23 protein-coding genes are annotated in these 26741 nt (G+C 66.9%); 16 read left to right on the top strand and 7 right to left on the bottom strand.

Annotation, left to right across the window (positions count from 1 at the left end; all coding sequences use genetic code 11):
- Positions 1-158 precede the first annotated feature (158 nt).
- Complete coding sequence (locus ACM14_RS09830; protein ID WP_012206880.1) at positions 159-617, bottom strand: RidA family protein; 459 nt, start codon at positions 615-617, stop codon at positions 159-161.
- 173 nt (positions 618-790) lie between these two features.
- Here ACM14_RS09830 and ACM14_RS09825 point away from each other — a divergent pair, with 173 nt between their 5' ends.
- From ACM14_RS09825 to ACM14_RS09815, 3 genes are all read left to right on the top strand, one after another.
- A complete protein-coding gene (locus ACM14_RS09825; protein ID WP_065346050.1) occupies positions 791-3280 on the top strand; it encodes a DNA internalization-related competence protein ComEC/Rec2 in 2490 nt (829 codons plus the stop codon).
- Positions 3281-3423: 143 nt separating this feature from the next.
- Complete coding sequence (locus ACM14_RS09820; RefSeq protein WP_012206878.1) at positions 3424-4893, top strand: circularly permuted type 2 ATP-grasp protein; 1470 nt, start codon at positions 3424-3426, stop codon at positions 4891-4893.
- Entirely contained in the window at positions 4894-5862 is a 969-nt protein-coding gene (locus ACM14_RS09815) for an alpha-E domain-containing protein (RefSeq protein ID WP_012206877.1), read from the top strand.
- A gap of 74 nt (positions 5863-5936) precedes the next feature.
- On the opposite strand, the gene ACM14_RS09810 is transcribed toward ACM14_RS09815, so the two are convergent.
- Complete coding sequence (locus tag ACM14_RS09810; RefSeq protein WP_065346049.1) at positions 5937-6479, bottom strand: ureidoglycolate lyase; 543 nt, start codon at positions 6477-6479, stop codon at positions 5937-5939.
- Between the two features lie 203 nt (positions 6480-6682).
- Between ACM14_RS09810 and ACM14_RS09805 the strand changes: the two genes are divergently transcribed.
- The 3 genes from ACM14_RS09805 (at position 6683) to ACM14_RS09795 (ending at position 10247) form a co-directional block, all read left to right on the top strand.
- Entirely contained in the window at positions 6683-8017 is a 1335-nt protein-coding gene (locus ACM14_RS09805; RefSeq protein WP_065346048.1) for an MFS transporter, read from the top strand.
- 113 nt (positions 8018-8130) lie between these two features.
- The gene (locus ACM14_RS09800) at positions 8131-8850 is read left to right on the top strand and encodes a FadR/GntR family transcriptional regulator (protein ID WP_043795813.1); all 720 of its coding nucleotides are present in this window, start codon (positions 8131-8133) and stop codon (positions 8848-8850) included.
- A gap of 98 nt (positions 8851-8948) precedes the next feature.
- Entirely contained in the window at positions 8949-10247 is a 1299-nt protein-coding gene (locus ACM14_RS09795; RefSeq protein ID WP_065346047.1) for a sensor histidine kinase, read from the top strand.
- Between the two features lie 94 nt (positions 10248-10341).
- Here ACM14_RS09795 and bfr read toward each other — a convergent pair whose 3' ends face one another.
- On the bottom strand, positions 10342-10818 hold the full coding sequence (bfr, locus tag ACM14_RS09790; RefSeq protein ID WP_012206872.1) for a bacterioferritin: 477 nt from the start codon (positions 10816-10818) through the stop codon (positions 10342-10344).
- Positions 10819-11186: 368 nt separating this feature from the next.
- Here bfr and ahpC point away from each other — a divergent pair, with 368 nt between their 5' ends.
- From ahpC to ACM14_RS09765, 5 genes are all read left to right on the top strand, one after another.
- The gene (ahpC, locus tag ACM14_RS09785) at positions 11187-11750 is read left to right on the top strand and encodes an alkyl hydroperoxide reductase subunit C (RefSeq protein ID WP_012206871.1); all 564 of its coding nucleotides are present in this window, start codon (positions 11187-11189) and stop codon (positions 11748-11750) included.
- 103 nt (positions 11751-11853) lie between these two features.
- Positions 11854-13410 carry an alkyl hydroperoxide reductase subunit F gene (gene ahpF / locus ACM14_RS09780; protein ID WP_065346046.1) on the top strand — a complete coding sequence of 519 codons (1557 nt, stop codon included), beginning with the start codon at positions 11854-11856 and terminating at the stop codon, positions 13408-13410.
- A 402-nt stretch (positions 13411-13812) separates the two neighbouring features.
- Positions 13813-16101 carry a TonB-dependent hemoglobin/transferrin/lactoferrin family receptor gene (locus ACM14_RS09775; protein ID WP_065346045.1) on the top strand — a complete coding sequence of 763 codons (2289 nt, stop codon included), beginning with the start codon at positions 13813-13815 and terminating at the stop codon, positions 16099-16101.
- Between the two features lie 66 nt (positions 16102-16167).
- Positions 16168-16539: a hypothetical protein gene (locus tag ACM14_RS09770; RefSeq protein ID WP_065346052.1), complete on the top strand. Its 372-nt coding sequence runs from the start codon at positions 16168-16170 to the stop codon at positions 16537-16539.
- A complete protein-coding gene (locus tag ACM14_RS09765; protein WP_065346044.1) occupies positions 16536-17660 on the top strand; it encodes a hemin-degrading factor in 1125 nt (374 codons plus the stop codon). The genes ACM14_RS09770 and ACM14_RS09765 overlap by 4 nt, the downstream gene beginning before the upstream one ends.
- A 48-nt stretch (positions 17661-17708) precedes the next feature.
- Here the strand turns inward: ACM14_RS09765 and ACM14_RS09760 are convergent, their stop codons facing one another.
- A complete protein-coding gene (locus ACM14_RS09760; protein ID WP_063325360.1) occupies positions 17709-17999 on the bottom strand; it encodes a DUF2798 domain-containing protein in 291 nt (96 codons plus the stop codon).
- A 144-nt stretch (positions 18000-18143) separates the two neighbouring features.
- On the opposite strand from ACM14_RS09760, the gene ACM14_RS09755 reads away from it, so the two are divergent.
- Positions 18144-19088 (top strand): LysR family transcriptional regulator, encoded by a 945-nt coding sequence (locus ACM14_RS09755; protein WP_043819159.1) that lies wholly within the window; start codon positions 18144-18146, stop codon positions 19086-19088.
- A 15-nt stretch (positions 19089-19103) separates the two neighbouring features.
- Here ACM14_RS09755 and ACM14_RS09750 read toward each other — a convergent pair whose 3' ends face one another.
- Positions 19104-19925 carry a pyruvate, water dikinase regulatory protein gene (locus tag ACM14_RS09750; RefSeq protein WP_012206864.1) on the bottom strand — a complete coding sequence of 274 codons (822 nt, stop codon included), beginning with the start codon at positions 19923-19925 and terminating at the stop codon, positions 19104-19106.
- A gap of 209 nt (positions 19926-20134) precedes the next feature.
- Between ACM14_RS09750 and ppsA the strand changes: the two genes are divergently transcribed.
- The 4 genes from ppsA (at position 20135) to ACM14_RS09730 (ending at position 25718) form a co-directional block, all read left to right on the top strand.
- The gene (gene ppsA, locus ACM14_RS09745) at positions 20135-22525 is read left to right on the top strand and encodes a phosphoenolpyruvate synthase (protein ID WP_012206863.1); all 2391 of its coding nucleotides are present in this window, start codon (positions 20135-20137) and stop codon (positions 22523-22525) included.
- A 17-nt stretch (positions 22526-22542) separates the two neighbouring features.
- Entirely contained in the window at positions 22543-22923 is a 381-nt protein-coding gene (locus ACM14_RS09740) for a DUF4212 domain-containing protein (protein ID WP_012206862.1), read from the top strand.
- Positions 22916-25006, top strand: coding sequence for a VC_2705 family sodium/solute symporter (locus ACM14_RS09735; RefSeq protein ID WP_065346043.1), 2091 nt, complete (start codon positions 22916-22918; stop codon positions 25004-25006). The genes ACM14_RS09740 and ACM14_RS09735 overlap by 8 nt, the downstream gene beginning before the upstream one ends.
- Before the next feature lie 187 nt (positions 25007-25193).
- Positions 25194-25718 (top strand): hypothetical protein, encoded by a 525-nt coding sequence (locus tag ACM14_RS09730; protein WP_065346042.1) that lies wholly within the window; start codon positions 25194-25196, stop codon positions 25716-25718.
- 116 nt (positions 25719-25834) lie between these two features.
- On the opposite strand, the gene ACM14_RS09725 is transcribed toward ACM14_RS09730, so the two are convergent.
- Positions 25835-26188 carry an FKBP-type peptidyl-prolyl cis-trans isomerase gene (locus ACM14_RS09725; RefSeq protein WP_012206859.1) on the bottom strand — a complete coding sequence of 118 codons (354 nt, stop codon included), beginning with the start codon at positions 26186-26188 and terminating at the stop codon, positions 25835-25837.
- 110 nt (positions 26189-26298) lie between these two features.
- Positions 26299-26604, bottom strand: a complete 306-nt coding sequence (locus ACM14_RS09720) for a helix-turn-helix domain-containing protein (protein ID WP_065346041.1) — start codon at positions 26602-26604, stop codon at positions 26299-26301.
- Positions 26605-26741 lie beyond the last annotated feature (137 nt).

Here is a 26741-nt window from a genome sequence, read left to right as displayed (position 1 = left end):
TGCCGGGCCGGTTGCCGCGCGGCCTGCCGCAGCAAGGGCGGCGGCGCCCAAGCTGGCCTCGGCGCCCCGGCCTGCCGCACCGGCAGCCGAGGATGGCCAATGGGAGAACTTCTAGCAGCCTGCGAGCACGGCGGCGCCGTGCGGCGGCATGCTGCCGATCAGGCCAGTTCGGCGATCAGCTCGATTTCCACGCAGGAGCCCAGCGGGATCTGGGCCACGCCGAAGGCGCTGCGCGCATGCGTGCCGGCATCGCCGAAGACCTGGCCCAGCAGCTCGCTGCAGCCGTTGGCCACCAGGTGCTGCTCGGTGTAGTCGCCCGTGGAGTTGACCAGGCACATCAGCTTGACGATGCGGCGCACGCGGCCCAGGTCGCCGCCGGCGGCATGCTGCAGCGTGCCCATCAGGTCGATGGCGATGGCGCGCGCGGCCTGCTGGCCGTCGGCAGTCTGCAGATCACGGCCCAGCTGGCCGGCCCAGACCTTGCCGTCCTTGCGCGCGATATGGCCGCTCAGGAACACCAGATTGCCCGTCTGCACATAGGGCACGTAGGCCGCCGCCGGGATGGCAGGCGACGGCAGTTCGATGTTCAGGGCCTTCAGTTGTTCGTAAACGCTCATCGTTGATTCCTTCGAGACAAGAAAAATCCGGCACCAGTGCCGGGGTGGCGGACAGTGTGACACAGCCCCTTGCACCCTGGCATGTCAGGGCCTGGGCTTCCGCCAGTCTGATTGTTGTCTGAATCCGAGGCGCTGCATGGTGGCTGCGCGGCATCCGCTCCTAGCATGTGTGGATGCACCCTGCGGCACCTGCCCAAACCCTCTCACCGTCTTCCTGGACGCCCCTGCTGCTCGGCTGCGTGGCCGGTGCGGCCTGGCAGGTCACGCAGCCGCGCCTGTGGCCGCTGTGGATGTATCTGCTCTTGGCGGGCATGGGGCTGGCAGGCCTGGCATGGAGGGCATGGGCAGGCCGGCGCGGCCGTGGTGTGCACCGCCTGTGGGCCGCTGTCTGCGCTGCCTTGCTGGTGGGCGGGTTGACCGGCTGGCGGGCCCAGGACTTTGCGGGCCAGGCGCTGTCTGCGCCGTTGGAGGGGCGTGACCTGCGCATCGTCGGCGTCGTGGCATCTCTTCCCCAGAACATGGCCCAGGGCATGCGCTGGCGCATGGAGGTGGAGCAGGCTCGGATCGTCGGCAGCGAAGAGGTCTTGGCGCCGTTTCCTGCACTGATCGAATTGTCTTGGTATGCCCCCCGGGGCCAGCAGTCCAGGGGTGTTGCCATGCTGCCCGATCTGCGGCCGGGCCAGCGCTGGGCGCTGACCGTGCGGCTCAAGCGCCCGCATGGCGCGCGCAATCCCCACGGTTTCGACTATGAGCTGTGGCAGTGGGAGCAGGGCGTGCAGGCCACGGGCCATGTGCGCGAACAGCCCGCTGCACGCCAACTGGCCGACACCGGCAGCCATGCCCTGCAGCGCTGGCGCCAGCAGATGCGCGACGCCATCCTGGGCCGCACAGCCGCGCTTGCGGCATCCCTGCAGCGCATCGGCCTGGACCCTGCCCATGCGCCGCGCATGCTGGGTGTGGTGGCCGCCCTGGCCATGGGTGATCAGCAGGCCATTGCGCGGGATGACTGGGCGCTGTTTAGGCATACCGGCGTGGCCCATCTGATGAGCATTTCCGGCCTGCACATCACCTTGTTCGCCTGGCTGGCAGCCCTGGTGGTGGGGCGGCTGTGGCGCTGCAGCGCACGGGCCTGCCTGTGGTGCCCGGCGCCGCAGGCGGCCCTGCTGGCCGGCGTGCTGCTGGCGGGCGGCTATGCGCTGTTCAGCGGCTGGGGACTGCCGGCGCAGCGCACCGTCTGCATGCTGGCCAGCGTGGCTGTGTTGCGCGGCGCCGGACTGCGCTGGCCCTGGCCTGCCGTGTGGTGCCTGGCGCTGGCCGTGGTCGTGGTGCTGGACCCCTGGGCCCTGTGGCAGGCCGGCTTCTGGCTGAGCTTTGTGGCCGTGGGCGTGCTGCTGGCCACCGATGCGCGCATGCAGGGCGCGCAGCGGCCTTCGCTGCCTGCCCGTGCGCTGGCCTTGTGGGGCGAGCAATGGCGCATTTCGCTGGCGCTGGCGCCGCTGGGTCTGATGCTGTTCGGCCAGCTGTCGCTGTCGGGGCTGCTGGCCAATCTGGCGGCCATTCCCTGGGTGACCTTCGTGGTCACGCCGCTGGCCCTGCTGGGGGCCTTGTGGCCGCCTTTGTGGACAGGCGCGGCGCTGGCGCTGGACCCGCTGCTGGAGCTGTTGCAATGGCTGGACCAGTGGGCATGGGCCGTGGTGCAACTGCCGCAGCCGCCGCTGTGGGCAGGGCTGGCTGCGCTGTGCGGTGGCCTGGCGCTGGTGGCTCCGGTGCCTGCCGGATGGCGCTGCTGGGGCCTGGCCATGTGCCTGCCGGTCCTGTGGTGGCCGTCGCCATCACCGGCGCATGGCGAGTTCGATCTGATGGCCGTGGACATAGGCCAGGGCAATGCCGTGCTGGTGCGCACGGCGCGGCATGCCTTGCTGTATGACACGGGGCCGCAGTACGGCCTGGACAGCAATGCCGGCGACCGGGTGCTGGTGCCGCTGTTGCAGGCTCTGGGTCTGAGGCTGGATGCCCTGTGGCTCAGCCACCGCGACAATGACCACACGGGCGGTGCATTGGCCGTGCATGCCGCGCAGCCGCAGGCTGAGGTCTGGGGATCGGATTCCGTGATCCTTGACCCTGCGCTGGCCGGCCTGGGCGCTGTGCGCCGCTGCCAGGCGGGCCAGCACTGGGAATGGGATGGCGTGCGGCTGGAGGTGCTGCATCCGTCTGCCGGCGAACGGTTGCCCTCCGCACTGGCGCTGGCCCATGCCAATGCGGGCAGCTGCGTGCTGTTGCTGCGCTCGGCATCTGGCGTGCAGGCCTTGCTGGCCGGTGACATCGAGGCTGCGCAGGAGCGGTCCTTGGCACGGGCCGGCGCCCTCACGCCCGTGCAGTGGCTGCTGGTGCCCCACCACGGCAGCCGCACTTCATCGAGCACCGCCCTGGTGCAGGCCCTGGCACCGCGCTGGGCCATGGTGCAGGCGGGATATCGCAGCCGTTATGGCCATCCTGTCCCCGAGGTGGTGCGCCGCTATGAGGCCCATGGCGCCGGCGTGGTGCAGTCGGCCCGCTGCGGCGCGGCGCACTGGCGCTCTTCGGACCCCGTGCACCTGGTCTGCGAGCGGGAAAGGGCGCGCCGCTATTGGGATGTGCACGTCACGCAGGGGCAGGGCGGATAGGGCGTGCGCCGATGGCGGAACAGGATGCATATGCTGGATACCGCTTGTCCGGATTGAGGTTACCTATCGCTACACTGGTGCGATACGAGGGCTGGCCCGTAGCTTGCTAGACCCCGTACACATGCAGCGACAGGAGGTGACGAATGCATCCATTTGACGAGATGTACACGATGACGCCGTTCGACGGCAGCGATGTGCGCCTGCACTACAAGGACTACGCGCAATGGCTTGCGCGCCAGTCCGAACAGACGCTGCGAGCGCGCAGCGCCGAGGCCGAGATCATCTTCCGGCGCGTCGGCATCACGTTCGCCGTCTACGGCGACAAGGACGAAAGCGGCGCCGGCAACGAGCGCCTCATCCCCTTCGACCTGATACCGCGCGTCATTCCCGCACATGAGTGGTCGCGAATGCAGGCGGGCCTGGTGCAGCGCGTGACGGCGCTCAACCGCTTCCTGCACGATGTCTATCACGACCAGGAGATCCTGCGCGCGGGCCTGGTGCCGCGCGAACTGGTGCTGAACAACAGCCAGTACCGGCCCGAGATGCGGGGCCTGGCGGTGCAGGGCGGCATCTACGCCCACATTGCCGGCATCGACATCGTGCGCGCCGCCAATGCCCAGGGCGAGGGCGTGTACTACGTGCTGGAGGACAACCTGCGCGTGCCGTCGGGCGTGTCGTACATGCTGGAGAACCGGCGCATGATGATGCGGCTGTTCCCGGACCTGTTCTCGCGCCATCCCGTGGAGCCCGTGGCCCACTATCCCGACATGCTGCTGGAGACGCTGCGCGCCAGCGCGCCGGCCGGCACGCCCGAGCCCACGGTGGTGGTGCTGACGCCCGGCATGCACAACAGCGCCTACTTCGAGCATGCCTTCCTGGCCCAGCAAATGGGTGTGGAGCTGGTCGAGGGCCAGGACCTGGTGGTGGACAAGGACGTTGTCTACATGCGCACCACGCGCGGTCCGCAGCGCGTGGACGTGATCTACCGGCGCGTGGATGATGATTTTCTCGACCCCGAAGTCTTCCGCCCCACCTCCACGCTGGGCTGCCCCGGCCTCATGCGCGCCTACCGTGCCGGCAACGTGAGCATCTGCAATGCAGCGGGCACGGGTGTGGCCGATGACAAATCGGTCTACCCCTATGTGCCGGAGATGATCCGCTTCTACCTGGGCGAGGAGCCCATCCTGCAGAACGTGCCGACCTGGCTGTGCCGCAAGCCCGATGACCTGCGCTACGTGCTCGACCACCTGGACGAGCTGGTGGTCAAGGAAGTCCACGGCGCCGGTGGCTACGGGATGCTGATCGGGCCTGCCGCCTCGCGCGGCGAGATCGAGGATTTCCGCCGCGCGCTCATCGCCAATCCCGGCGGCTATATCGCGCAGCCCACGCTGGCGCTGTCCACCTGCCCCACCCTGGTGGAGCAGGGCATCGCACCAAGGCACATCGATCTGCGGCCCTTCGTGCTCAGCGGCAACCAGGTGCGCATGGTGGCCGGCGGCCTCACGCGCGTGGCGCTCAAGGAGGGCTCGCTGGTGGTCAATTCATCACAGGGCGGCGGCACCAAGGACACCTGGGTGCTCGGGGCCGGTGAGTCAAACGAGGGAGGACATTGAATGCTCAGCCGTACTGCCGATCATCTGTACTGGATGTCCCGCTACACGGAGCGTGCGGAGAACACCGCCCGCATGCTCAACGTCTCCTATGACACCTCCATGCTGCCCCAGGCGCCGCAGGTGGCGCGCAAGGCCTGGCAGGGCGTGCTGTCCATCAGCGAGCTGATCCCCTCCTACGCTGCCCGCCACGGCGAGGTGCAGCGCGAGGCCGTGCTGCACTTCATGGTGCGCGACGAGAGCAACTCCTCGTCCATCGCCTCCTGCCTGCGCGCTGCGCGGGAGAACGCGCGCGCCGTGCGCGGCGCCCTGACCACCGAGGCCTGGGAGACCCAGAACCAGACCTGGCTGGAGCTCAAGCGCCTGCTGGCCGAGGGCGACTGGGAGCGCGATCCGGGCCAGTTCTTCGAATGGGTCAAGCACCGCTCGCACCTGTCGCGCGGCGTGACGCTGGGCACCATGCTGCAGGACGAGGCCTTCCACTTCCTGCGCCTGGGCACCTTCATCGAGCGCGCCGACAACACGGCACGCCTGCTGGACGTGAAGTTCCACGCCATCGAGCGCGACTACCACGGCAGCGCACGCAACGGCGCATCGGGCAAGGCAGCCACGCCGTTCGACTTCTACCACTGGAGCGCGCTGCTGCGCAGCGTCTCGGCCTTCGAGGTCTACCGCAAGGTCTACCGCGACGTGATCACGCCCGAGCGCGTGGCCGAGCTGCTGATGCTGCGCAGCGACATGCCGCGCTCGCTGCTGGCCAGCATGCTGGAGGTGGTGGCCAACCTGGAAAGCGTGGCCAACGCCCAGTCGCGCGAGACCCAGCGCAAGGCAGGCCGCCTGCTGGCCGACCTGCGCTATGCGCGCATCGACGAAATCCTGGCCACGGGCCTGCACGCCTATCTCACGCAGTTCCTGGACCGCGTGCACGACCTGGGCCAGGGCATCAGCCGGGACTTTCTGGTGCCCGCCTGAGTCCGCCCGCCGCCATGCAGCACAAAGCCGCCCTCGGGCGGCTTTGTTCATTGGTTCATTGGGCGGGGCCGAACTCAGGCCTGCGCGCTGCCCAGGTCCAGCACAACGCCCTCGGCGCCGCCGATGGGCAGCACGTCGCAGTTGTCGCCAGGGCCGCCACGGTCGATCACGATGAAGCGCGCCGGCGCATTCAACGCGATCAGCGAGTGGTGCCAGACACCGCGCCGGTAGTTCACGCCCTGGCGGCCGTTGGTGATGAAGGCGCGCAGGTCGGCGGTTGCCACCTGTTCGCCCAGGGGGGCCACCACCACGATGAAGGGCTGTGCATCCAGCGGCATGAAGGCCTGGCTGCCCAGGGGGTGGCGCTCCATGCTGGTCAGCCGCAGGGGCAGCGCATAGGGCCGGGCATGGAACAGATTGATCAGCCCATGGCCTTCGCTGCCGCCCGTGTCCACGCGGGCCAGGGCGTGGTAGCGCTCAGTCATGCCATCGTTGATGAGCAGCGGTGTGTGGCCTGTGCTGTCCAGGACCTCGCCAAACTCGGCAAAGGCCTTGGCGGTCAGCGGCTGGGCGCGCAGGCAAAGGCTGGCGGGGCGGGTCTCTGACAAGGTGTTCACGAAGTTTTGCCTCTTGTTTTCGTACTGGTAATACCAGTTTGCAGTTGGACCGGATTTTTGTCAAACCTCGGGGAATTAGCTTTGCTTGTGTTGAGTTGGGGTAAATGCGAGTGCACATGGCAAAGCGCTGGGAGTACCGTTCGCTTCGTAATTTCATACCGGTAATACCAGTTGGTCGCAACTCCTCAACCAAGGACTCCCTGATGTCATCTCTTCCCGCATCTGCCGAGGTCGCCGGCACGGCGCCGGCGCTGGCCAGCGAAACGCCGGCCGAGGCCGCCGTCTACCGCAAGGTGGCCTGGCGCCTGCTGCCCTTCATCATGGCCTGCTATGTGGCGGCCTACCTGGACCGGGTGAACGTGGGCTTCGCCAAGCTGCACATGCTGGCCGACCTGCAGTTCAGCGAGGCCATGTACGGCCTGGGTGCGGGGCTGTTCTTCATCGGCTACTTCTTCTTCGAGGTGCCCAGCAACATGCTGATGCACCGCATAGGCGCCAAGGCCACCATCTCGCGGATCATGATCATGTGGAGCCTGATCTCGGCGGCCATGATGTTCGTGAGCACGCCCACGCAGTTCTACGTGCTGCGCTTTCTGCTGGGCGCGGCCGAGGCGGGTTTCTACCCCGGCATGATCCTGTACATGACCTACTGGTTTCCGTCGTACCGGCGCGCCCGCATGGTGGCGCTGTTCATGTGCGCGATTCCGGTCTCGGGCATCCTGGGCGGCCCGCTGTCGGGCGGCATCATGGACCTGATGCAGGGCGTGGCGGGCCTGCGCGGCTGGCAATGGCTGTTCCTGCTCGAGGCCATCCCCTCGATGATCCTGGGCCTGGCCGTGCTCTGGTACCTGGACAACGGCATCCGCGCCGCACGCTGGTTGACCGAGGCGGAAAAGACCCTGCTGGAGCGCAACATCGCCCGCGAGAACGCCAGCAAGAGCGATAGCCATGTGACGCTGCGCGCGCTGTTCTCCGACCCGCGCATCGTCAAGATGGCCCTGATCTGCTTTTGCACCGTCATGGGCCAGTACGGGCTCACGTTCTGGCTGCCCAGCCTGATCCGCCAGTCGGGCGTGGAGGGGGCCTTTCACATCGGCCTGCTGACGGCCGTGCCGTTCTCGGTGGCCGTGGTGTCCATGAACCTGGTCAGCCGCAGTTCGGACCGCATGCGCGAGCGCCGCTGGCACCTGATCGTGCCGTTTTGCGTGGGCGCAGCGGGCCTGATGCTGTCGGCCATCTTCAGCGGCAACGTCTATCTGTCGCTGGCCGCCCTGGCGCTGGCCGCGGGCGGCAGCCTGGCGACGTCTCCGCTGTTCTGGAGCCTGCCCACGGCCATCCTGTCCAGCGCGGGTGCGGCAGCCGGCATTGCGCTGATCAACTCCTTTGCCAACCTGGCCGGCTTCATCAGTCCCTACATGATCGGCCTCATCAAGGATGCGACACAGAGCACCAATGCCGCCATGTTCGTGCTGGCCGGCGTGCTGCTGTTCGGCGCCTTCCTGACCTATACGGTGCCGGCCAAGCTGGTCAACAAGTAGAGGCACTAACGCCGCACGACTACACGACCACACGACCCACGACCATGCGGCAGCGGTGCGCAGTCGCTAAGATCAGCGCACCTGCCGCCCCCGACCCCGAGACCTGCCAACGCATGGAACCCAGCACCGCTTCCAGTCCTTCCGCCAGCACCGCCGTTGCCGGCAATGCCGCCCGCGTGATCCGCGAGTGGATCGAGGGCGGCGTGTATCCGGTGGGCGCGCTGCTGCCGTCGCAGCGCGACCTGTCGGAGCAACTGGGCATCAGCCGGACCTCGCTGCGCGAGGCGCTGTCCACGCTGCAGGGGCTGGGCCTGGTCGTGGCGCGGCCCGGCAAGGGCATGTACGTGACCGAGGCCACCGACGCCCCGGCCTCTGCCGCAGAGGCCTGGCGCTTTGCCGACTCGCATGCGCTCACCGATGTCTATCAGCTGCGCTATGCGCTGGAGGGCTTTGTCGCACGCCTGGCGGCCCTGGTGGTGCAGCCCGAAGACGTGGCGGCCCTGCAGGCCAACCTGCAGGCCATGCAGCAGAGCATCGAGCTGGCCGATTTCGTGCAGGCCACGCGCCTGGATTTCGAGTTTCACCTGCAGATCGCCACCATCTCGGGCAACCATGCGATTGCCGACGTGCTGCGCGGCAGCGGCGAGGTCATGCAGGAAAGCCAGCGCCTGCCGTATTACAAGCGCGGCGCGCGCCATGCGACCGCCGAGGAGCATGCCGCCATCATCGAGGCCCTGTCCCAGGGCAGGCCCGAACTGGCGCAGCAGGCCATGGCCACGCACATCGTGCAGGCTGCCCAGCGCGCGGGCGTGCACTTTCCCACCGGCCTGTAGGCGCGCCGGCACGAGCCCGATCGGCCGGGTTTTTGGCCTTACCATCCTTGGCGCAACGCATTTTTCCCCTCTCCACAGACCGCCACGGATGCCGATCCATGACAAGCCAAGGAAATGAACTCTGCAGACTGGCAGACGCCCTCGCGGCGCAGCGCGAAGGACTCTTGCAGACATGGCGCAAGGCCGTCAGGCGGGACCCGGCACTGACCGCCGGCGAGGCGCTTCCCCGCACCCAGTTGAACGATCACATTCCGGCCGTGCTGGCCGCGTTCGAGCAGCAATTGCGGGCCCTCGGCGGTGCCCCGGCAGGCGCTGCCGAGCCGCCGGTCGATGGCGAGCAGGCCGCCGCCCACGGCCTGCACCGCTGGCAACAGGGCTATGACCTGCATGAAGTCGTGCGCGAGCTGGGCCTGCTCAACGAAGTCATGGTGGCGCAACTGGAGGCCTATGCCGAGGAGCATCCCGATGCGCATGGCGCCATGCCCGTTGCGCGCAAGGCCTGGGCCGCCACCTACACGCGCGACGTGCAGGACAGCAGCACCCAGTATTTCCGCCTGCAGCAGCAGGAGGCCGAGGGCCATGTCCGGGACCTGGAAGCGGCGCTGCATGACGTGAGCACGCTGGACCTGCAGCGCTCGCAACTGTGGGAGCAGGTCGCGCATGACCTGCGCAGCAACGTCGGCGTGGTGGCCAATGTGACGCATGGCCTGGGCATGCAGCATGCGCCGGCGCAGTCGCGCGAGAAACTCCTGCGCATGCTGGACCGCAACGTCCAGTCGCTGCGCCATCTGCTGGATGACGTGACGGAGCTGGCCAAGCTGCACGCCGGGCGCGAGCATCGCCAGCTGACCTCCTTTGACGCAGCCGAGGTGATCACCCATCTGTGCGAGGGACTGCAGGCCCTGGCCAACGATCGCGGCCTGTACCTGCACCTGCAGGGGCCGGGGACGATGCCGGTGGAAGGCGATGCCTTGAAACTGCGCCGCATCGCGCAGAACCTGATACTCAACGCGCTCAAGTACACCCAGGAGGGCGGTGTCACGGTGAAGTGGGCTCTGGGTGATGGGGAGGACCGGCGCCGCTGGATGCTCTCCATCGGGGACACGGGCCCTGGCATGGCGCCTGCGGCGCCTTTGGTTGCCGCCCTCAAGCAGGCCACGGACATGGACCCTTCGGGCCACCTGGGGACGGCGGCGTCCGGGGAGGTCCGCACCGGGGGCGCGCCGCAGCAAGGCGGTGCGGCGGCCAGCTACCGCAGCGGCGCAGGCGAGGGGATCGGCCTGTCCATCGTCAAGCGGCTGGCGGAATTGCTGGACGCCACGATCGAGGTGCAGTCGGCCGCGCAGACCGGCACGACCTTTCTTCTGTTGTTTCCGCTGCGGTATGCCGACGAGTGACCGATAGCCGGGCCAGAAGATGAAAAAACGGGCACACAGGCCCGTCGTTTCGAGTGCGGGGTGCGGCCTGTGCCGCCGCCCCTGAGTCCGATGCTCAGGACTCTTCGTCCATCTGCGACTGCAGGTAGTTCTGGATGCCGACCTTGTCGATCAGGTCCAGCTGGGTTTCGAGGTAGTCGATGTGCTCCTCGGTATCGTCCAGGATCTTTTGCAGCAGATCGCGCGAGACATAGTCGCGCACGCTTTCGCAGTGGGCGATGCCATCCTTGATGGTCTGCTGCGCGGTTTTCTCGCTGCTCAGGTCGCAAGCCAGGGCTTCGGGCACGTCCTCGCCGACTTGCAGCTTGCCCAGGTCCTGCAGGTTGGGCAGGCCGTCGAGCACGAAGATGCGGTCCATGAGCCAGTCGGCGTGCTTCATCTCGCCGATGGACTCCTTGTATTCCTTCTTGGCCAGCCTGTCGAAGCCCCAGTGCTTGTACATGCGGTAGTGCAGGAAGTACTGGTTGATGGCCGTCAGCTCGTTCTTGAGCTGGGCTTGCAGCCAGGTGATGACTTGTGCGTCGCCTTGCATGGGGAACTCCTTTGTTGTACGTGGGGGACCGCGCCGATCGCCGGCCGCTATAGGGGTGGATTGTCTAGGGTTTCTGCGTCAGATCAAGCAAACCCCTGTTATCGCGCATTGGCTGCTTATGAGGCGCGTTCTCGTTTGCGGGCCGGCTGCCGACGCGGCTGCGGGGTTGCTGCATTGCCTTGTCATATTTCGGCCCAAAATAGCCTCTTCAGGCCAGTGGCTGGCTGGTCAAGCCCGCAGGCCTGGAGACCAAGGATGTTCACATAGTTTTTGGCAATTGGATGAATTCAATCAATTCATTGGATCAATCGATTGCCTGGGCCTAGACTTCGTCCTGTGTTCACTCACCAACCACAAAGGAAACAGCAATGTCCGTGATCAACACCCAAATCAAGCCCTTCAAGACGCAGGCCTTCAAGAATGGCAAGTTCATCGAAGTGACCGAAAAGGACGTCCTGGGCAAGTGGGCCGTGTTCTTCTTCTACCCCGCTGACTTCACCTTCGTGTGCCCCACCGAACTGGGCGACGTGGCCGACCATTACGACGAACTGCAAAAGCTGGGCGTGGAAGTCTTCTCCGTGTCCACCGACACCCACTTCGTGCACAAGGCATGGCACGACACGTCGGACACCATCCGCAAGATCAAGTACACGATGCTGGGCGACCCCACCTGGGAAATCAGCAACAACTTCGAAGTCCTGCGTCCCGGCCAGGGCCTGGCTGACCGCGGCACCTTCATCGTCGATCCCGATGGCGTGATCCAGGCCGTGGAAATCACCGCCGAAGGCATTGGCCGCAACGCCGTCGATCTGCTGCGCAAGGTCAAGGCTGCCCAGTACGTCCGCAACCACCCCGGTGAAGTCTGCCCCGCCAAGTGGGAAGAAGGCGACAAGACCCTGGCTCCTTCGCTCGACCTGGTCGGCAAGATCTAAGCGGTACACCGCTTCCTGTTCACAGTTGAACTGTTGAAGACGCCCGGGTGCCTGGCGCCCGGGCTTTTTTTTCCGAAAATTCGTATTTCCCTAGGAGTCCGACATGCTTGACAACAACCTGAAAGCCCAATTGCAGGCCTACCTGGAGCGCCTGCAGCGTCCGGTGGAGCTGGTGGCTTCGCTGGATGACAGCCAGGGTGCGCGCGAGCTGAAGGAACTGCTGCTGGAAATCCGCGAGCTGAGCGACAAGATCACCGTCGTCGAGCACAACGACGCCGAGGTGCGCAAGCCCTCGTTCCTGATCACCAATCCTGGCGTGGACAGCGGCGTGCGTTTCGCAGGCGTCCCCCTGGGCCATGAATTCACCTCGCTGGTGCTGGCCCTGCTGCAGGTCGGCGGCCATCCGTCCAAGGAATCGGCCGAGCTGCTGGAGCAGGTGCGCAATATCGACGCGCCGCTGCACTTCGAGACCTATTACTCGCTGTCCTGCCACAACTGTCCCGACGTGGTGCAGGCGCTGAACCTGATGTCCGTGCTCAACCCCAAGATCAGCCATACCGCCATCGACGGCGGGCTGTTCCAGAAGGAAGTCGAGCAGCGCGAAGTCATGGGCGTGCCCACCGTCTTTGTGAACGGCGAGCGCTTCGGCCAGGGCCGCATGGAGCTGGCCGAGATCGTGGCCAAGGTCGATACCGGCGCTGCTTCGCGTGAAGCGGCCAAGATTTCCGCCAAGGATGCCTTCGACGTGCTGATCGTCGGCGGCGGCCCGGCCGGCGCCGCGGCTGCCATCTATGCGGCACGCAAGGGCATCCGCACCGGCATCGCCGCCGAGCGCTTCGGTGGCCAGGTGCTGGACACCGTGGACATCGAGAACTTCATCTCGGTCTCCAAGACCGAAGGCCCGCAACTGGCCGCCGCCATGGAGCGCCATGTGCGCGACTACGAGGTGGACATCATGAACCTGCAGACGGCGTCCAAACTGATTCCGGCCGCCACGGAAGGCGGGCTGATCGAGGTGCAGACCGCCTCGGGCGCCAGCCTCAAGGCCAAGACCGTCATCCTCTCGACCGGCGCGCGCTGGCGCAACATGAACGTGCCGGGCGAGGACAAGTACCGCACCAAGGGCGTGACCTACTGCCCGCACTGCGACGGTCCCTTGTTCAAGGGCAAGAATGTGGCCGTGATCGGCGGCGGCAATTCGGGCGTGGAAGCGGCCATCGACCTGGCTGGCATCGTGCGCAGCGTGACGCTGCTGGAGTTCGCCAGCGAGCTCAAGGCCGACGCCGTGCTGCAAAAGAAGCTGCGCAGCCTGCCCAACGTCACGGTCATCCTCAACGCCCAGACCACCGAGGTCAACGGCGATGGCAAGAAGGTCACCGGCCTGACCTACAAGGACCGCACGACGGAAGAGGTCAAGACCGTGGCGCTGGAAGGTATCTTCGTGCAGATCGGCCTGCTGCCCAACACCGACTGGCTCAAGGGCACGGTGGAGCTGACACGCTTCGGCGAGATCGTGATCGACGCCAAGGGCCACACCAGCGTGCCCGGCGTGTTCGGCGCAGGCGACTGCACCAACGTGCCGTACAAGCAGATCATCATTGCTGCCGGTGCCGGCTCCACGGCTGCGCTGTCGGCCTTCGACCACCTGATCCGCCACTGACCAGCCATTGACCAGTTGCTGCTCCGCCATGGTGCGGAGCAAGCCGGAGAAAGGGCCCGGATGCCATGGCATCCGGGCCCTTTTTTCATCGCCCGACCAGGGGCGGAAGGCCTGGCGCAGCAAGGGTAGGGCGGGGGCTGTTTTTCATGCCCGCGTCTTCAGTCGCGGGCCTTGTCGCTGTGGGTGTCGCACAGATAGCTGCCTGGCGGCACGCAGCGCCAGCAGGGTTTGTTCCGGGGCCCATGCGCTAGATCAAACCAATAAATGAGAACTATTCGCATATAATTTTTCTTCATCCAGCCAGCACATGACGCGCCAACGGCTGGCGGGCCACCCGCCAGCCGCTGCAAGCAGAAGCCAGCTCTCGCACATCCATGTTGATCAGAGAGAGAGGGCTTCGCAATGGCTTACGACTTCGCAATGCAATCAAGCGCCCGGCGGGCGCGTCATCCCCTGGTCGCCGCCTGCGCGCTGCTGTGCGCCTCCGCTGCCCTGGCCCAGGATCCGGGGCAGGCCGCCGCAAACGTTGCAAACGTTGCAAACGCCGGAGATGCCGACACGCAATTGCTGGCGCAGGCCGCGTCCGGGGCACGGACCCGTGCCCCGGCCCTCAAGGAGATGGTGATCAGCGCTTCGCGCGAGGTGCAGGACCCTGACACCCTGCCCATGAGCATTGACGTGATCGACGCCGACCGCATGGAACGCGAGCAGGCCAGCGACATCCGCGAGATGGTCAACCTCCTGCCCAATGTCGAGGTGCCGCGCGCCCCGGCGCGCTTCTCGCTGGCGACCTCGTCGGCCGGGCGTGACCAGAACAGCGGCTTCAACATCCGTGGCCTGGACGGCAACCGCGTGCTCATGCTGGTCGATGGCGTGCGCCTGCCGCGCAGCTACAGCTTCAGCGCCAACAGCTTCGGCCGCGACTACCTGGACCTGGGCCTGGTGCAGCGCGTGGAAATCCTGCGCGGCTCCACGCCGGCGCTCTATGGCTCGGACGGCATGGGCGGCCTGGTCAACTTCGTGACCGTGCAGCCGGACGATCTGCTGGGCAAGGACAAGCGCATCGCCGGCCGCGTGGCTGCCGGCTACGACGGCTCGGACAACGGCCGCAAGCTGGGCGCCACCGTGGCGGGCCGTGCCAGCCCCGAATGGGCATGGCTGCTGTCGGCGGGCCTGGGCCGCTCGCACGCGCTGGAGAACATGGGCACGAACAACGTGACGGGCGCGGCGCGCACCACGCCCAATCCCGAGAAAGACCGCAGCGAATCGCTGATGGGTCGCCTGGTCTTCACGCCCAGCGCCGTGCAAAAGCATGTCTTCACCTTCGAGAACGTGGACAAGCGCGCCGACTACGCCCTGCTGTCCGCGCGCTCGGCTACCGTGGCCAATTCCGACTCGCGCACCGACATGAAGCGCTGGCGCGCCAGCTGGCAGGGCCAATGGCAGCAACTGGGCACAGCGCTGGCCGACGAACTGCAGCTGATGGCCAGCTACCAGAAGTCCGACGCGCGCGAATTCGTCACCGAGACGCGCATCGGCCTGCCCTACCGCGAGCGCGACGTGACCTATGACGAGGACGCGATCCAGCTGCACGCCCAGGCCAGCCGCCTGCTGCGCTGGAGTTCTTCGGCCAGCGGCAAGTTCACCTACGGGCTGGACTACCTCCGCAACAAGGTGGTCAACGCGCAAAACGGCATCACGCCGCCCGTGGGCGAAAGCTTCCCGCTCAAGCGCTTTCCCGACACCACCGAAAGCGCCACCGCCCTGTTCGCCCAGGCCGAATTGCACAACGGCCCCTGGAGCGTGACCCCGGGCCTGCGCGCCGAGCACTACAGCATCAAGCCCCGGCAGAACGGCTTTGTGCCCACCGTGGTCAGCAACTCCGACTCCGCGCTCTCGCCCAAGCTGGGCGTGATGCTGCAGGCCAGCCCGGTCTGGTCCGTCTACGGCAACTACGCGGCGGGCTTCCGGGCGCCCAATGCCGGGCAGATCAATGCCTTCTTCGAGAACCCGGTGGCGTTCTACCGGAACATTCCCAACCCCAATCTGCGGCCCGAAAAGAGCCAGACCTTCGAGCTGGGCCTGCGCGGGCGCATGGACAGGCTGCGCCTGGACGCCGCCGTGTTCACGGGGCGCTACAAGGACTTCATCGTCGACCAGCAACTGGTTGCGGGCCAGCCCGGCAACGCGGCCAACCCCGCCATCTACCAGTCCATCAACGTGGGCCGTGCCCGCATCAGCGGCTTCGAACTCAAGGCCGACTACGACTGGGGCCGCTGGGCCGGCGGCGACTGGCAGACGCGCCTGGCCTATGGCTATACCGACGGCAAGGACACGCAGTCCGACAAGCCGCTGGACACCATCTCGCCCCAGCAACTGGTGCTGGGCGTGCGCTATGAGCGCTCTGCCGTGGGCGTGCAGTTCAACGTCTCGCACTGGAGCGGCAAGAAGGCCGGCGACGTGTCCAACGGCAACGCCGCCTGGCTCAGCCCCTCGGCCACCGTGGCCGACCTGAGTGCCCAGTGGCGCATACGCCCCGACCTGCGCCTGAACGCCGGCATCTACAACCTGACCGACAAGAAGTACTGGCGCTGGGCCGATGTGCGCGGTCTGGCTGCCAGCACGGCGATTGCCGACGCCTACAGCCAGCCCGGCCGCCATGTGCGGGTGTCGATGGTCAAGGATTTCTGAAGCATGCGCCTGTGGCGCGGGCGCATGCATGTGCAACGCTGCCAACTGAAACGCAAGGAGAACCCCATGCATCCATCCAAGAGTGAGAGCCTTGCCCAGGACGAGGAATACCTGCTGCCCGAGAACGAGGCCGCGCTGGCTGCCACGCTGGCCCTGATGACCGGCTTCGGCCACGGCTGCTGCGACACCCATAGGCCGGCCATGGCCGCCCGGGTGGCCGAGCAGCTCGAAAACCTGGCCTGCGCAGGCGGCTTGTCCCATGACATGCGCGCCCTGCTGGGGCGCCTGCAGCAACGCTGGCAGGCAGTTGCCGATGCGGGCGCGCCGTCGCGCTCGCACCGCGCCGTGCCCGATGCCGGAGTGTCTCTGCCCGGAGTCCATGCAGCCCAGCCGGTGCCCCATGCGCTCTGGCACGCACCGCTGGACACCCTGCAATGAGCAGCGCCGTCCACGATGCCGAGGAGGGCGGGCTCCTGATTCCCGTCGATGCTCCCGCAGTCCGCCAACGCTTTGCGCGGGCGCGCCAGGGTGGCCTGCGCGCCAAGGAGGCCGCCGATTCCCTGGGCCTGCCGGAAGGCGCCGCCATTGCCGCGCATGCGGGCCAGCATGAGGGCAGCCTCCAGGCCGTGCCGCTGCGCGCCGAATGGCTGGCCATCCTGAAGGGCTTGCAGGACTGCGGCCCCGTGATGGCGCTGACGCGCAACGAGTCCACGGTCCACGAAAAGACCGGGGTCTACCAGAAGCTTTCGGCCAACGGCGGCGTGGGCCTTGCCCTGGGCCGCGACATCGACCTGCGAATGTTCTTTGCCCAATGGCATGCCGGCTATGCCGTGACCGAGCAGGCTGCCCAGGCCGGCAGGCCAGCCATGCGCAGCCTGCAGTTCTTCAATGCGCAGGGCCGTGCCGTGCACAAGGTCCATGCGCGCGAGTCCACCGACCTGCAGGCATGGGAGGCGCTGGTGCAGCGTTTCGCCGAGCCCAGCGCTGGTTACCTGTTCCGCCGTGCCCGCCCGCGTGCGCTGCCGCAGGCCGACGAGGCCATCGACGTGCCCGGCCTGAGCACTGCCTGGGCCGCCATGCAGGACACGCATGAATTCTTCGATCTGCTGCGCCGGTTTGGCGCCGAGCGCCAGCAGGCCTTCCGCCTGGTACCCGGCCACTGCGCGCGGCTGGCTCCCGAGTCCGTGGCCCAGTTGCTGGGCGATGCGGCCATGGACGGCCTGCCCATCATGGTCTTCGTGGACAGCGGTGGCTGCATACAGATCCACACCGGCCCCGTGCACAACATCCAGCCCATGGACACGCCCGGCGGCGCACAGTGGATCAATGTGATGGACCCGGATTTCAACCTGCATCTGCGCTGCGATCTGATCGCCAGCGTCTGGGCCGTGCAAAAGCCCACGGCCGATGGCGTGGTCACCTCGGTCGAGGCCTTCGATGCCCAGGGCGACCTGATGGCCATGTTCTTTGGCGAGCGCAAGCCGGGCCGGGCCGAGCTGCCCGGCTGGCGTGAACTGGTGGCGGGCCTGCCACGCCTGGCAGCGCAGGCGCTGGCCTGAGCGCACCAAGGCCCTGAAAACAACGGTCCGGCCCTGCGACGGGCCGCGTCAGAGATGCACGGTGGCGGCCACCAGCCTGCCCACCAGCGGACGCACCACCATCACGCAGACAAAGGCCACGGGCATGGCCAGCACATAGGCCTGTATCACGCGCCGCAGGTAGTCGGCGCCCAGGCCGCTGTTGGCGCCGACGATGGCGCAGCACATCAGAAACGCCATGATTGCCGACATGTAGAAGGCAAAGACGATGGGTGCGAAGCGGCGGTGCAGCTTGCGGCTGCGGGGGGCTGCAGGGGAAATGGAGGCAGAGGCAGAGGTAGATGCGGAGGTAGGAGGCATGGACACGGATCCGGTCAGGCCGCTTGTCGATTCGGCGCGGCAAGTGCAGGACTGTAGGCAAGGCCCGTGCTGCCGTGTAGAGGGCTGCAGCTTGGTGCACTCGTAAGCTATATTGATGAATCCATTTTTCATCCATAGTTTTTTGTGCCTAATCTGCGCTCCATCGAGACCTTCGTCAAAGCCCTGGAAGGCGGCTCCATTGCCTCGGCTGCGCGCCAGCTGGGCATTTCTCCGGCGGCGGCCAGCCAGAACATCGCCCGGCTGGAGCGCGAGCTGGGCACGCGGCTGATCACGCGCACCACGCGATCCATGGCGTTGACCGAGGCGGGCGAGCGCTATCTGGCGCGCGTGGGCCCCGTGCTGCAGGAGCTGGAAAAAGCGCAGTCCGACCTGTCCCAGCTGCACGGCGAGTTGCAGGGCCGGCTGCGCATCGCCTGCATGGCAGCCTTTGGCCGCCATGTGCTGGCGCCGCTGCTGCCGGCCTTTGCCGCGCAGCATCCCCGGCTGGAGCTGGAGTTGCTGGTGGTGGACAGGCAGGTGGATGTGCTCAAGGAAGACGTGGACATCAGCGTGCGTTACCGCGATGTGCTGGAGCCCGGCATGGCCGTGCGCCAGCTGGCGGCCGTGCCGCGCGTGCTGTGTGCATCACCGGCCTATCTGCAGGCCCATGGCAGGCCACGGACGGCCCAGGATCTGCTGGACCATGCCTGCCTGCTGTACCGGCGCGAGGCCGATGGCCGCTTCATGCGCTGGCCGTTTTCACGCGACGGCAAGCGCGTGGACCCGCAGCTGCGCGTGACCGCCATCGCCAGCGACGTGGATGCCCTGACCGAGATGGCCGTGGCCGGGGGCGGCATTGTCTGGATCGGCAGCTTCATTGCCCACCGCTACATGCGCGAAGGACTGCTGCAGCCGCTGGCCCTGGGCCCGGCGCGCAAGGGGCAGCTGCATTTCGAGGACACCACGCTGGATTTCTTCGCCTGCTTTCGCGACCGCCAGTACGTGCCGACCAAGGTGCGTGCCCTGGTGGACTACCTGGTCGAGACGCTGCCGCAGCAGCCCATGCTGCGCTGGAACGTACCGGCCTGAGCAGCGCAGGGGACGCTAGTGCCCCAGGTGCTGGGGCAGCACCTCCTGCAGGATGGTGGTGGCGATTTCCTCGATGGACTTGGTCGTGCTCGACAGCCACGGTATGCCGCTGCGGCGCATCATGGATTCGGCCTCGGCCACCTCGTAGCGGCAATTGACGAGGCTGGCGTACTTGGAGTCGGGCCGGCGTTCGTTGCGGATGCTGGACAGGCGCTGCGGATCGATGGTCAGGCCGAACAGCTTCTTGCGCGAGGGCACCAGGGCGGGCGGCAGCTGCTTGCGCTCGAAATCCTCGGGGATCAGCGGGTAGTTGGCCACCTTGAGGCCGAACTGCATGGCCAGGTACAGGCTGGTGGGGGTCTTGCCGCTACGCGACACACCGACCAGGATCACGTCGGCGCCCGTCAGGTCCTGGTGGGTCTGGCCGTCGTCATGGGCCAGCGTGTAGTTGATGGCCTCCATGCGCTCCAGGTATTCCTTGCTCTCGCTGATGTCGGCGAAGCGGCCCACGCGGTGCAGCGATTTCTGGCCCAGCTCCAGCTCCAGCGGGCGCACGAAGGTGCCGAACATGTCGAATACCTTGCCCTTGCACTGGCTCTCGATCAGGTCGAGCATGTCCTGGTTGACCAGGGTGGTGAAGACGATGGGCTTGTGGCTTTCCGACTCGGCCACATGGTTGATCTGCCGCACGGCCTGGTGCACCTTGTCCATGGTGTCCACGAAGGGGATGCGGACCAGGCGCGACTTGGTGTCGAACTGGGCCATGATGGCCGTGCCGAAGGTCTCGGCTGTAATGCCAGTGCCATCGGAGATGACGAAGATGGTGTGGGTGTGCATGGTGGTCGGACTCTGGACAGGGGGGCTGCCGTCGGTTCACGGCAAACGCCTACAATGGCGCCCATTATTCCCAATTTCCCATCCATGCTCGCTGCCGGCCTCCAACCAGAACAGCAAAGCCTCGCGCATGCCTGCGTGGATGGATCGACCGTGCCCGGCTTTGGCAGCCGGGGCGGCGCACGACGGTTTTCAACTTCTGGAGCTTTCCCATGTCTCAACTGTTCGAGGCCACCGCCCTCGTCGTTCCGTTTGAACAACTGAGGATGACCGATGTCGAGTCCGTAGGCGGCAAGAACGCCTCGCTCGGCGAAATGATCTCGCAGCTGCCGCAAGGCGTGCGCGTTCCCACGGGCTTTGCCACCACGGCCCACGCCTTCCGCCAGTTCCTGGCCCACGACGGCCTGGCCGACAAGATCAGCGCCAAGCTGGCCGCCCTGGACGTGGAAGATGTCCGCGCCCTGGCCCAGGTCGGTGCCGAAATCCGTGCCCTGGTCGAGAACCAGCCCTTCCCGGCCGATCTGGAGCAGGCCATCCGCGAGGAATTCGTGCGCCTGCAGGGCGGCAACGAGGCAGCCTCGTTCGCCGTGCGCTCCTCGGCCACGGCCGAAGACCTGCCCGACGCTTCGTTCGCCGGCCAGCAGGAAACCTTCCTGAACGTGGTGGGCATCGAGTCGGTGCTGCACAAGATGAAGGAAGTGTTCGCCTCGCTGTACAACGACCGCGCCATCTCCTACCGCGTGCACAAGGGCTTTGCCCACGACGTGGTGGCCCTGTCGGCCGGCGTGCAGCGCATGGTGCGTTCCGACCTGGGCGCGGCCGGCGTGATGTTCACCATCGACACCGAATCGGGCTTCGAGGAAGTCGTCTTCATCACCTCCAGCTACGGCCTGGGCGAGACCGTGGTGCAGGGCGCCGTCAATCCTGACGAGTTCTATGTGCACAAGCCCATGCTCAAGGCCGGCAAGAAGGCCCTGATCCGCCGCAACCTGGGCTCCAAGCTGATCCAGATGGTCTTTGCCTCGCCCGAGGAAAAGGCCGCCAGCGGCAAGCTGGTCAAGACCACCGACGTCGCCCATGAGCTGCGCAACCGCTACTCGCTGTCCGACGAGGACGTGCAGCAGCTGGCCCACTATGCCCTGGTCATCGAGCAGCACTATGGCCGCCCCATGGACATCGAGTGGGGCAAGGACGGCACGGACGGCCAGCTCTACATCCTGCAGGCCCGCCCCGAGACCGTGAAGAGCCAGGCCAAGGGCCAGGCCGAGCAGCGCTACGCCCTCAAGGGCACGGGCAATGTGCTGGCCGAAGGCCGCGCCATTGGCCAGAAGATCGGCACGGGTCCCGTGCGCCTGGTCAATGACATCGCCAACATGGACCAGGTCCAGCCCGGCGACGTGCTGGTGACCGACATGACCGATCCCAACTGGGAGCCGGTGATGAAGCGCGCCTCGGCCATCGTCACCAACCGTGGCGGCCGTACCTGCCACGCGGCCATCATTGCGCGCGAACTGGGCATTCCGGCCGTGGTCGGCTGCGGCAACGCCACCGACCTGCTCAAGGACGGCACCCTGGTCACCGTCAGCTGCGCCGAAGGCGATACCGGCAAGATCTACGACGGCCTGATCGAGACCGAGATCACCGAAGTGCAGCGTGGCGAGATGCCCGCCATCAAGACCAAGATCATGATGAACGTGGGCAACCCCCAGCTGGCCTTCGACTTCGCCCAGCTGCCCAACGAGGGCGTGGGCCTGGCCCGCCTGGAGTTCATCATCAACAACAACATCGGCGTGCACCCCAAGGCCATCCTGGACTACCCCGCCGTCGATGCCGACCTCAAGAAGGCCGTCGAGTCCGTGGCCCGCGGCCATGCCTCGCCCCGTGCCTTCTATGTGGACAAGGTTGCCGAAGGCGTGGCCACGATTGCCGCCGCCTTCTGGCCCAAGCCCGTCATCGTGCGCATGTCGGACTTCAAGTCCAACGAGTACCGCAAGCTCATCGGCGGCAGCCGCTACGAGCCCGAGGAAGAGAACCCCATGCTGGGCTTCCGTGGCGCCGCGCGCTACATCTCCGAGGACTTCGGCGAGGCCTTCCGCATGGAGTGCGAGGCACTGCGCCGCGTGCGCGAGGACATGGGCCTGACCAACGTGCAGATCATGATTCCCTTCGTGCGCACGCTCAAGCAGGCCGAGCGCGTCACCCAGCTGCTGGCGGCCAACGGCCTCAAGCGCGGCGACAACGAACTCAAGCTCATCATGATGTGCGAGGTGCCCTCCAACGCCATCCTGGCCGACGAGTTCCTCGAGTTCTTCGACGGCTTCTCCATCGGCTCCAACGACCTGACCCAGCTGACGCTGGGCCTGGACCGCGACTCCGGCCTGGAGCTGCTGGCTGCCGACTTCGACGAGCGCGACCCCGCCGTGCGCAAGATGCTGTCGCGCGCCATCAAGGCCTGCCTGGACCAGGGCAAGTACGTGGGCATCTGCGGCCAGGGCCCTTCGGACCACCCGGACTTCGCCCAATGGCTGGCTGACGAAGGCATTGCCTCCATCTCGCTGAATCCCGACAGCGTGGTCGCCACCTGGCAGCGCCTGGCGCAGTAAGGGCTGGCAGCGTCGCCATGCATACGCCGAAAGCGCACTTGCATGACGACGCGGTCGGGGGGCCGTCCGAAGGCGAGACCTTCGCCCCCGACCTGCACGACATCCGCCACCTGTGGCTCAAGGCCGTGCTGTTCGCGGTCTGGGTGGCCGTCTCCTTTGGCGCCTGCTACTACGCGCGCGACCTGCAGGCGCTGATGCCCGACTGGCCGCTGGCCTACTGGTTCGCGGCCCAGGGGGCAGTCCTGATGTTCCTGGCCATCGTCATCGTCTATTGTCTGTCCATGGACCATTTCGAGCGCCGCGAGGCCCGGGCCGCTTTTGCGACGGCACCGGCTCCCGCATCCCCATCGGCCGATACGCAACCGTCCGCACCGCCATCGCCTCCCGGCCATGGCTGAGCGAGCACCGCTGACGGCGGCCTCCCACTGGCGGCTGCACCGCATCGTGGCTCTGTACACGCTGGGCGTGCTGGGTTTTCTGGCCCTCATGTTCTGGGCCGAGCAGCAAGGCCTGTCCCGCCACTGGATAGGCCCCATCTTCCTGTTCTTCACCGTCATGGTCTATGCGGCCATCGGCGTGTACCTGCGCACCAGCGACCCCGAGGAGTACTACGTCGCGGGCCGGCGCATTCCGCCCTTCTACAACGGCATGGCGGCTGCGGCGGACTGGGTCAGCGCGGCCTCGTTCATCAGCCTGTCGGGGGCGCTGTACCTGCAGGGCTTTGCCGGCGTGCCGGGCCAGGCCGGCGGACTGGCCTACCTGCTGGGCTGGACGGGCGGCTTTTGCCTGGTCGCCATGCTGATCGCGCCGCACCTGCGGGCGATGAAGCTCTACACCATTCCCGATTTCTTCCAGCAGCGCTACGGCGGGCGCTGGCCGCGCGTGATCGCGGCGCTGGCGGCCGTGATCTGCTCGTTCACCTATGTGGTGGCGCAGATCTACGGCGTGGGGCTGATCGCCTCGCGGCTGACGGGCGTGCAGTTCGAGATCGGCATCATGCTGGGCCTGGGCGGCGTGCTGCTGTGCTCCTTCCTGGGCGGCATGCGCGCCATCACCTGGACACAGGTCGCGCAGTACGTGGTGATCCTGCTGGCCTTTCTGATCCCCGTGTCCTGGCTGGCCTACCGGCAGATGGGCAATCCCGTGGCACCGCTGGCCTATACGGCCCAGCTCAGCCAGATTGCGGAGATGGAGCAGCGCCTGCTGGACTCGCCGGCCGAGCAGGAGGTGATCGCCGCCTACCGCCTGCGCGCCGAGGTGCTGGAGGACAAGCTCAAGGACGTGCCGCGCGTTCTGGCCGCCGAGCGCCAGGCGCTGGCCGAGCGCATACGCGATCTGCGCACGCGCAGTGGCGATATCGGCGCCATCATGGCCGCCAGCCGCGAACTGGCCGCCATGCCGCGCGACGAAGCCGCCGCGCGCGCGCTGTGGACACGCCAACTGCAGGAAATGCGCGAGCGCGAGAAGCCGCTGGGCGGCATCCCGCTGCACAGCCTGCCATTCGCCGGCAACCCCGACGGATCGCTCCAGGAGCAGCAGATCTACGAGGACAGCCGGCGCAACTTCCTGGCGCTGATGTTCTGCCTCATGGCCGGCACGGCCGGCCTGCCGCATTTGCTCACGCGCTACTACACGGCGCCCTCGGTGTCGGGGGCGCGGGCCTCGGTGGGCTGGACGCTGTTCTTCATCGGCGTGCTGTACATGAGCGCGCCGGCCCTGGCCGTGCTGGTCAAGTTCGAGGTCATGAACAACCTCGTGGGCATCCGCTTTGACGAGCTGCCCAACTGGATGGCGCAGTGGGCCCGGGTGGATGCCTCCTTGCTGGCCGTGGAGGATGTCAACGGCGACGGCGTGCTGCAGTTCGGCGAAATCCGCATGGGCGCCGACCTCATCATGCTGGCCACGCCCGAGCTGGGCGGCATGCCCTACGTGGTCTCCGGCCTGGTGGCGGCCGGCGGCCTGGCTGCGGCGCTGTCCACGGCCGATGGACTGCTGCTGACCATCAGCAACGCGCTGGTGCGCGACCTGTACTTTCGCGAGCGCCGCCGCCGCGCCTCGCCCGAGCAGCGCGTGATCCTGTCCAAGTTCGCGCTGCTGGTGATGGCGCTGTCGGCCGCCTTCGTGGCCTCACGCCGTTCCTCGGACATCCTGCCCATGGTCACGGCATCGTTCTCGCTGGCGGCCTCGGCCTTCGTGCCGGCCATGGTGCTGGGCATCTTCTGGCGTGGCACCACGCGCCGGGGCGCCGTGGCCGGCATGCTGGCCGGGCTGGGCGTCACGCTGTACTACATGGTCTCGCATGTGCCGGCACTGCAGCCCGTGCTGCCCGAAGCGCTGCACGCGCGCCTGTGGTGGGGCATACAGCCGATTTCATCGGGCGTCTTCGGCGTGCCGGCCGGCCTGCTGGTGACCTGGCTGGTCAGTTGCCTGGACCCGCGCCGCCGGGCCCCGGCGCGTTCCGTGCCCGCAAAAGCGTCCTGACGGGCAGAGGCCGCCGGGCGGGAGGATGGCCATTTTCTGCCCCGTTTTTGCGCTTTTGGCAGATCTGGATCATTGCCGGCCCCACTGAAGCCCGTGCGTGCTGGAAAACCCGCTTTTGGGAGCCGGAGGCTCATGACACGCTGCGAGCCGTGTCCGATCCGATCCCTTGCAGAGAATCCCGTCCGCCATGCATTTTGTGAAAACGTCCACCGGCCAACAGGCATTCAAGGAACGCCATGCCGATCTCTCGCCCCGGTTGCGCTCGGCCTTTTTGCTGTTTGACGGGCAACGCAGCCTGGCGCAGGTGCTGCAGGCCGTCGCCGGCATGGGCGTGACGCAGGACGAGATCCTGGCGCTGGTGGAGCGCGAATGGCTGGCACCGCGCGACGCGGCCGAGCCCCGGCTGGGCGTGGTGGCCGTCGCGGTGCCTTCGGTCCCTGCCGCGCCTGCTGCAGCGGCTTCGTCCACGGATTCGGCAGGCGATGCCCCCGCGCAGTCCGAGCCATCGCTGGCCGTGCGCTATCGCAACGCCTATCCGCTGGCCGTGGCCATCACGGCCAACCTGGGCCTGAAGGGGTTCCGGCTCAACCTTGCCGTGGAAGCGGCCATGGGTTACGACCAGCTGGTGGCGCTGGCGCCGCGCCTGCGCGAGGCGGCCAGTCCTGCCAGCTACCTGCCGCTGCACGAGGCGCTGTTCGGCAAGGCACCTTGAATGAGGAATGGCCGCACGCTCGCCGAGGGTGCGCTTTTCACCTTGGGGCGGCGCGGCAATGAAAAAGGGCAAGGCGCCTTCGCACCTTGCCCTTGCATGAATCCGTGGGTGCAGGCTCAGACGGCCAGCAGCTCCACGTCGAACTTCAGCGTGGCATTGGGAGGGATCACGCCGCCGGCGCCGCGGGCGCCATAGCCCAGCTCGGCCGGGATGATCAGGGTGCGCTGGCCGCCCACCTTCATGCCTTGCACGCCTTCGTCCCAGCCCTTGATCACCATGCCGCCGCCCAGGGGGAAGACGAAGGGATCGTTGCGGTCCTTGCTGGAGTCGAACTTGGCGCCCTGCACGCCGTTGTTGTAGAGCCAGCCCGTGTAGTGCACGGTCACGCTGCGGCCGCGCTGGGCTTCGGCGCCGTCGCCCACGACGGTGTCTTCATACTGCAGGCCGGATGCGGTGGTGGTGAAAGCCATGGTGGTATTCCTTGAGAGAGAAACGGTAAGGGGGAAAGGAGACGACCCGGCGGGCCGGTGGCCCTGCGCGGGAAGAGGCCGTGGCGCCTGGTGCCGCGCCCGGCCTGACATCACTTCTTGGCGCGCGCGGCCACCCAGCGGTTGGCAAAGGCCTGCACATCGGACAGGCGCTTGAGCAGGTCCTGGCCGGCCAGCGTCACGGTGTAGCCGTCGGAGCCATGCTCCAGCAGCCCGCACTCGCGCAGCTCCTTGATGCGGGTGTTCAGCGTGTTGGGCGTGATGCCGCCCACGCTGTCTTGGAGCAGTCGAAAGGTCTGAGGATGGCCGTCCCGCAGCGCCCACAGCACGCGCACCGCGTAGCGGCATTCGAGTTTCTCGAACAGCTGGTTGATGGCGGCGTTTTCCTTGGAGCTCATGACGCTTCTCCTTGCGCAATGGTGTGGGTGAGCCGGCGGGTGCGTCCGGGTGGGACGCGCGCCGAGCCAAGTCCCGGGGAACTATAGCTCTGGATCCATTCTGCTACAAGTTTGGTAGCTCAAAACCCACAGCGGCA

Origin of the sequence: Delftia sp. JD2 (genome assembly GCF_001682645.1) — a bacterium.
GTDB lineage: Bacteria > Pseudomonadota > Gammaproteobacteria > Burkholderiales > Burkholderiaceae_C > Comamonas > Comamonas acidovorans.
Note: the sequence above shows the minus strand (reverse complement) of the source record. Positions and strands in the feature narration are given on the sequence as shown.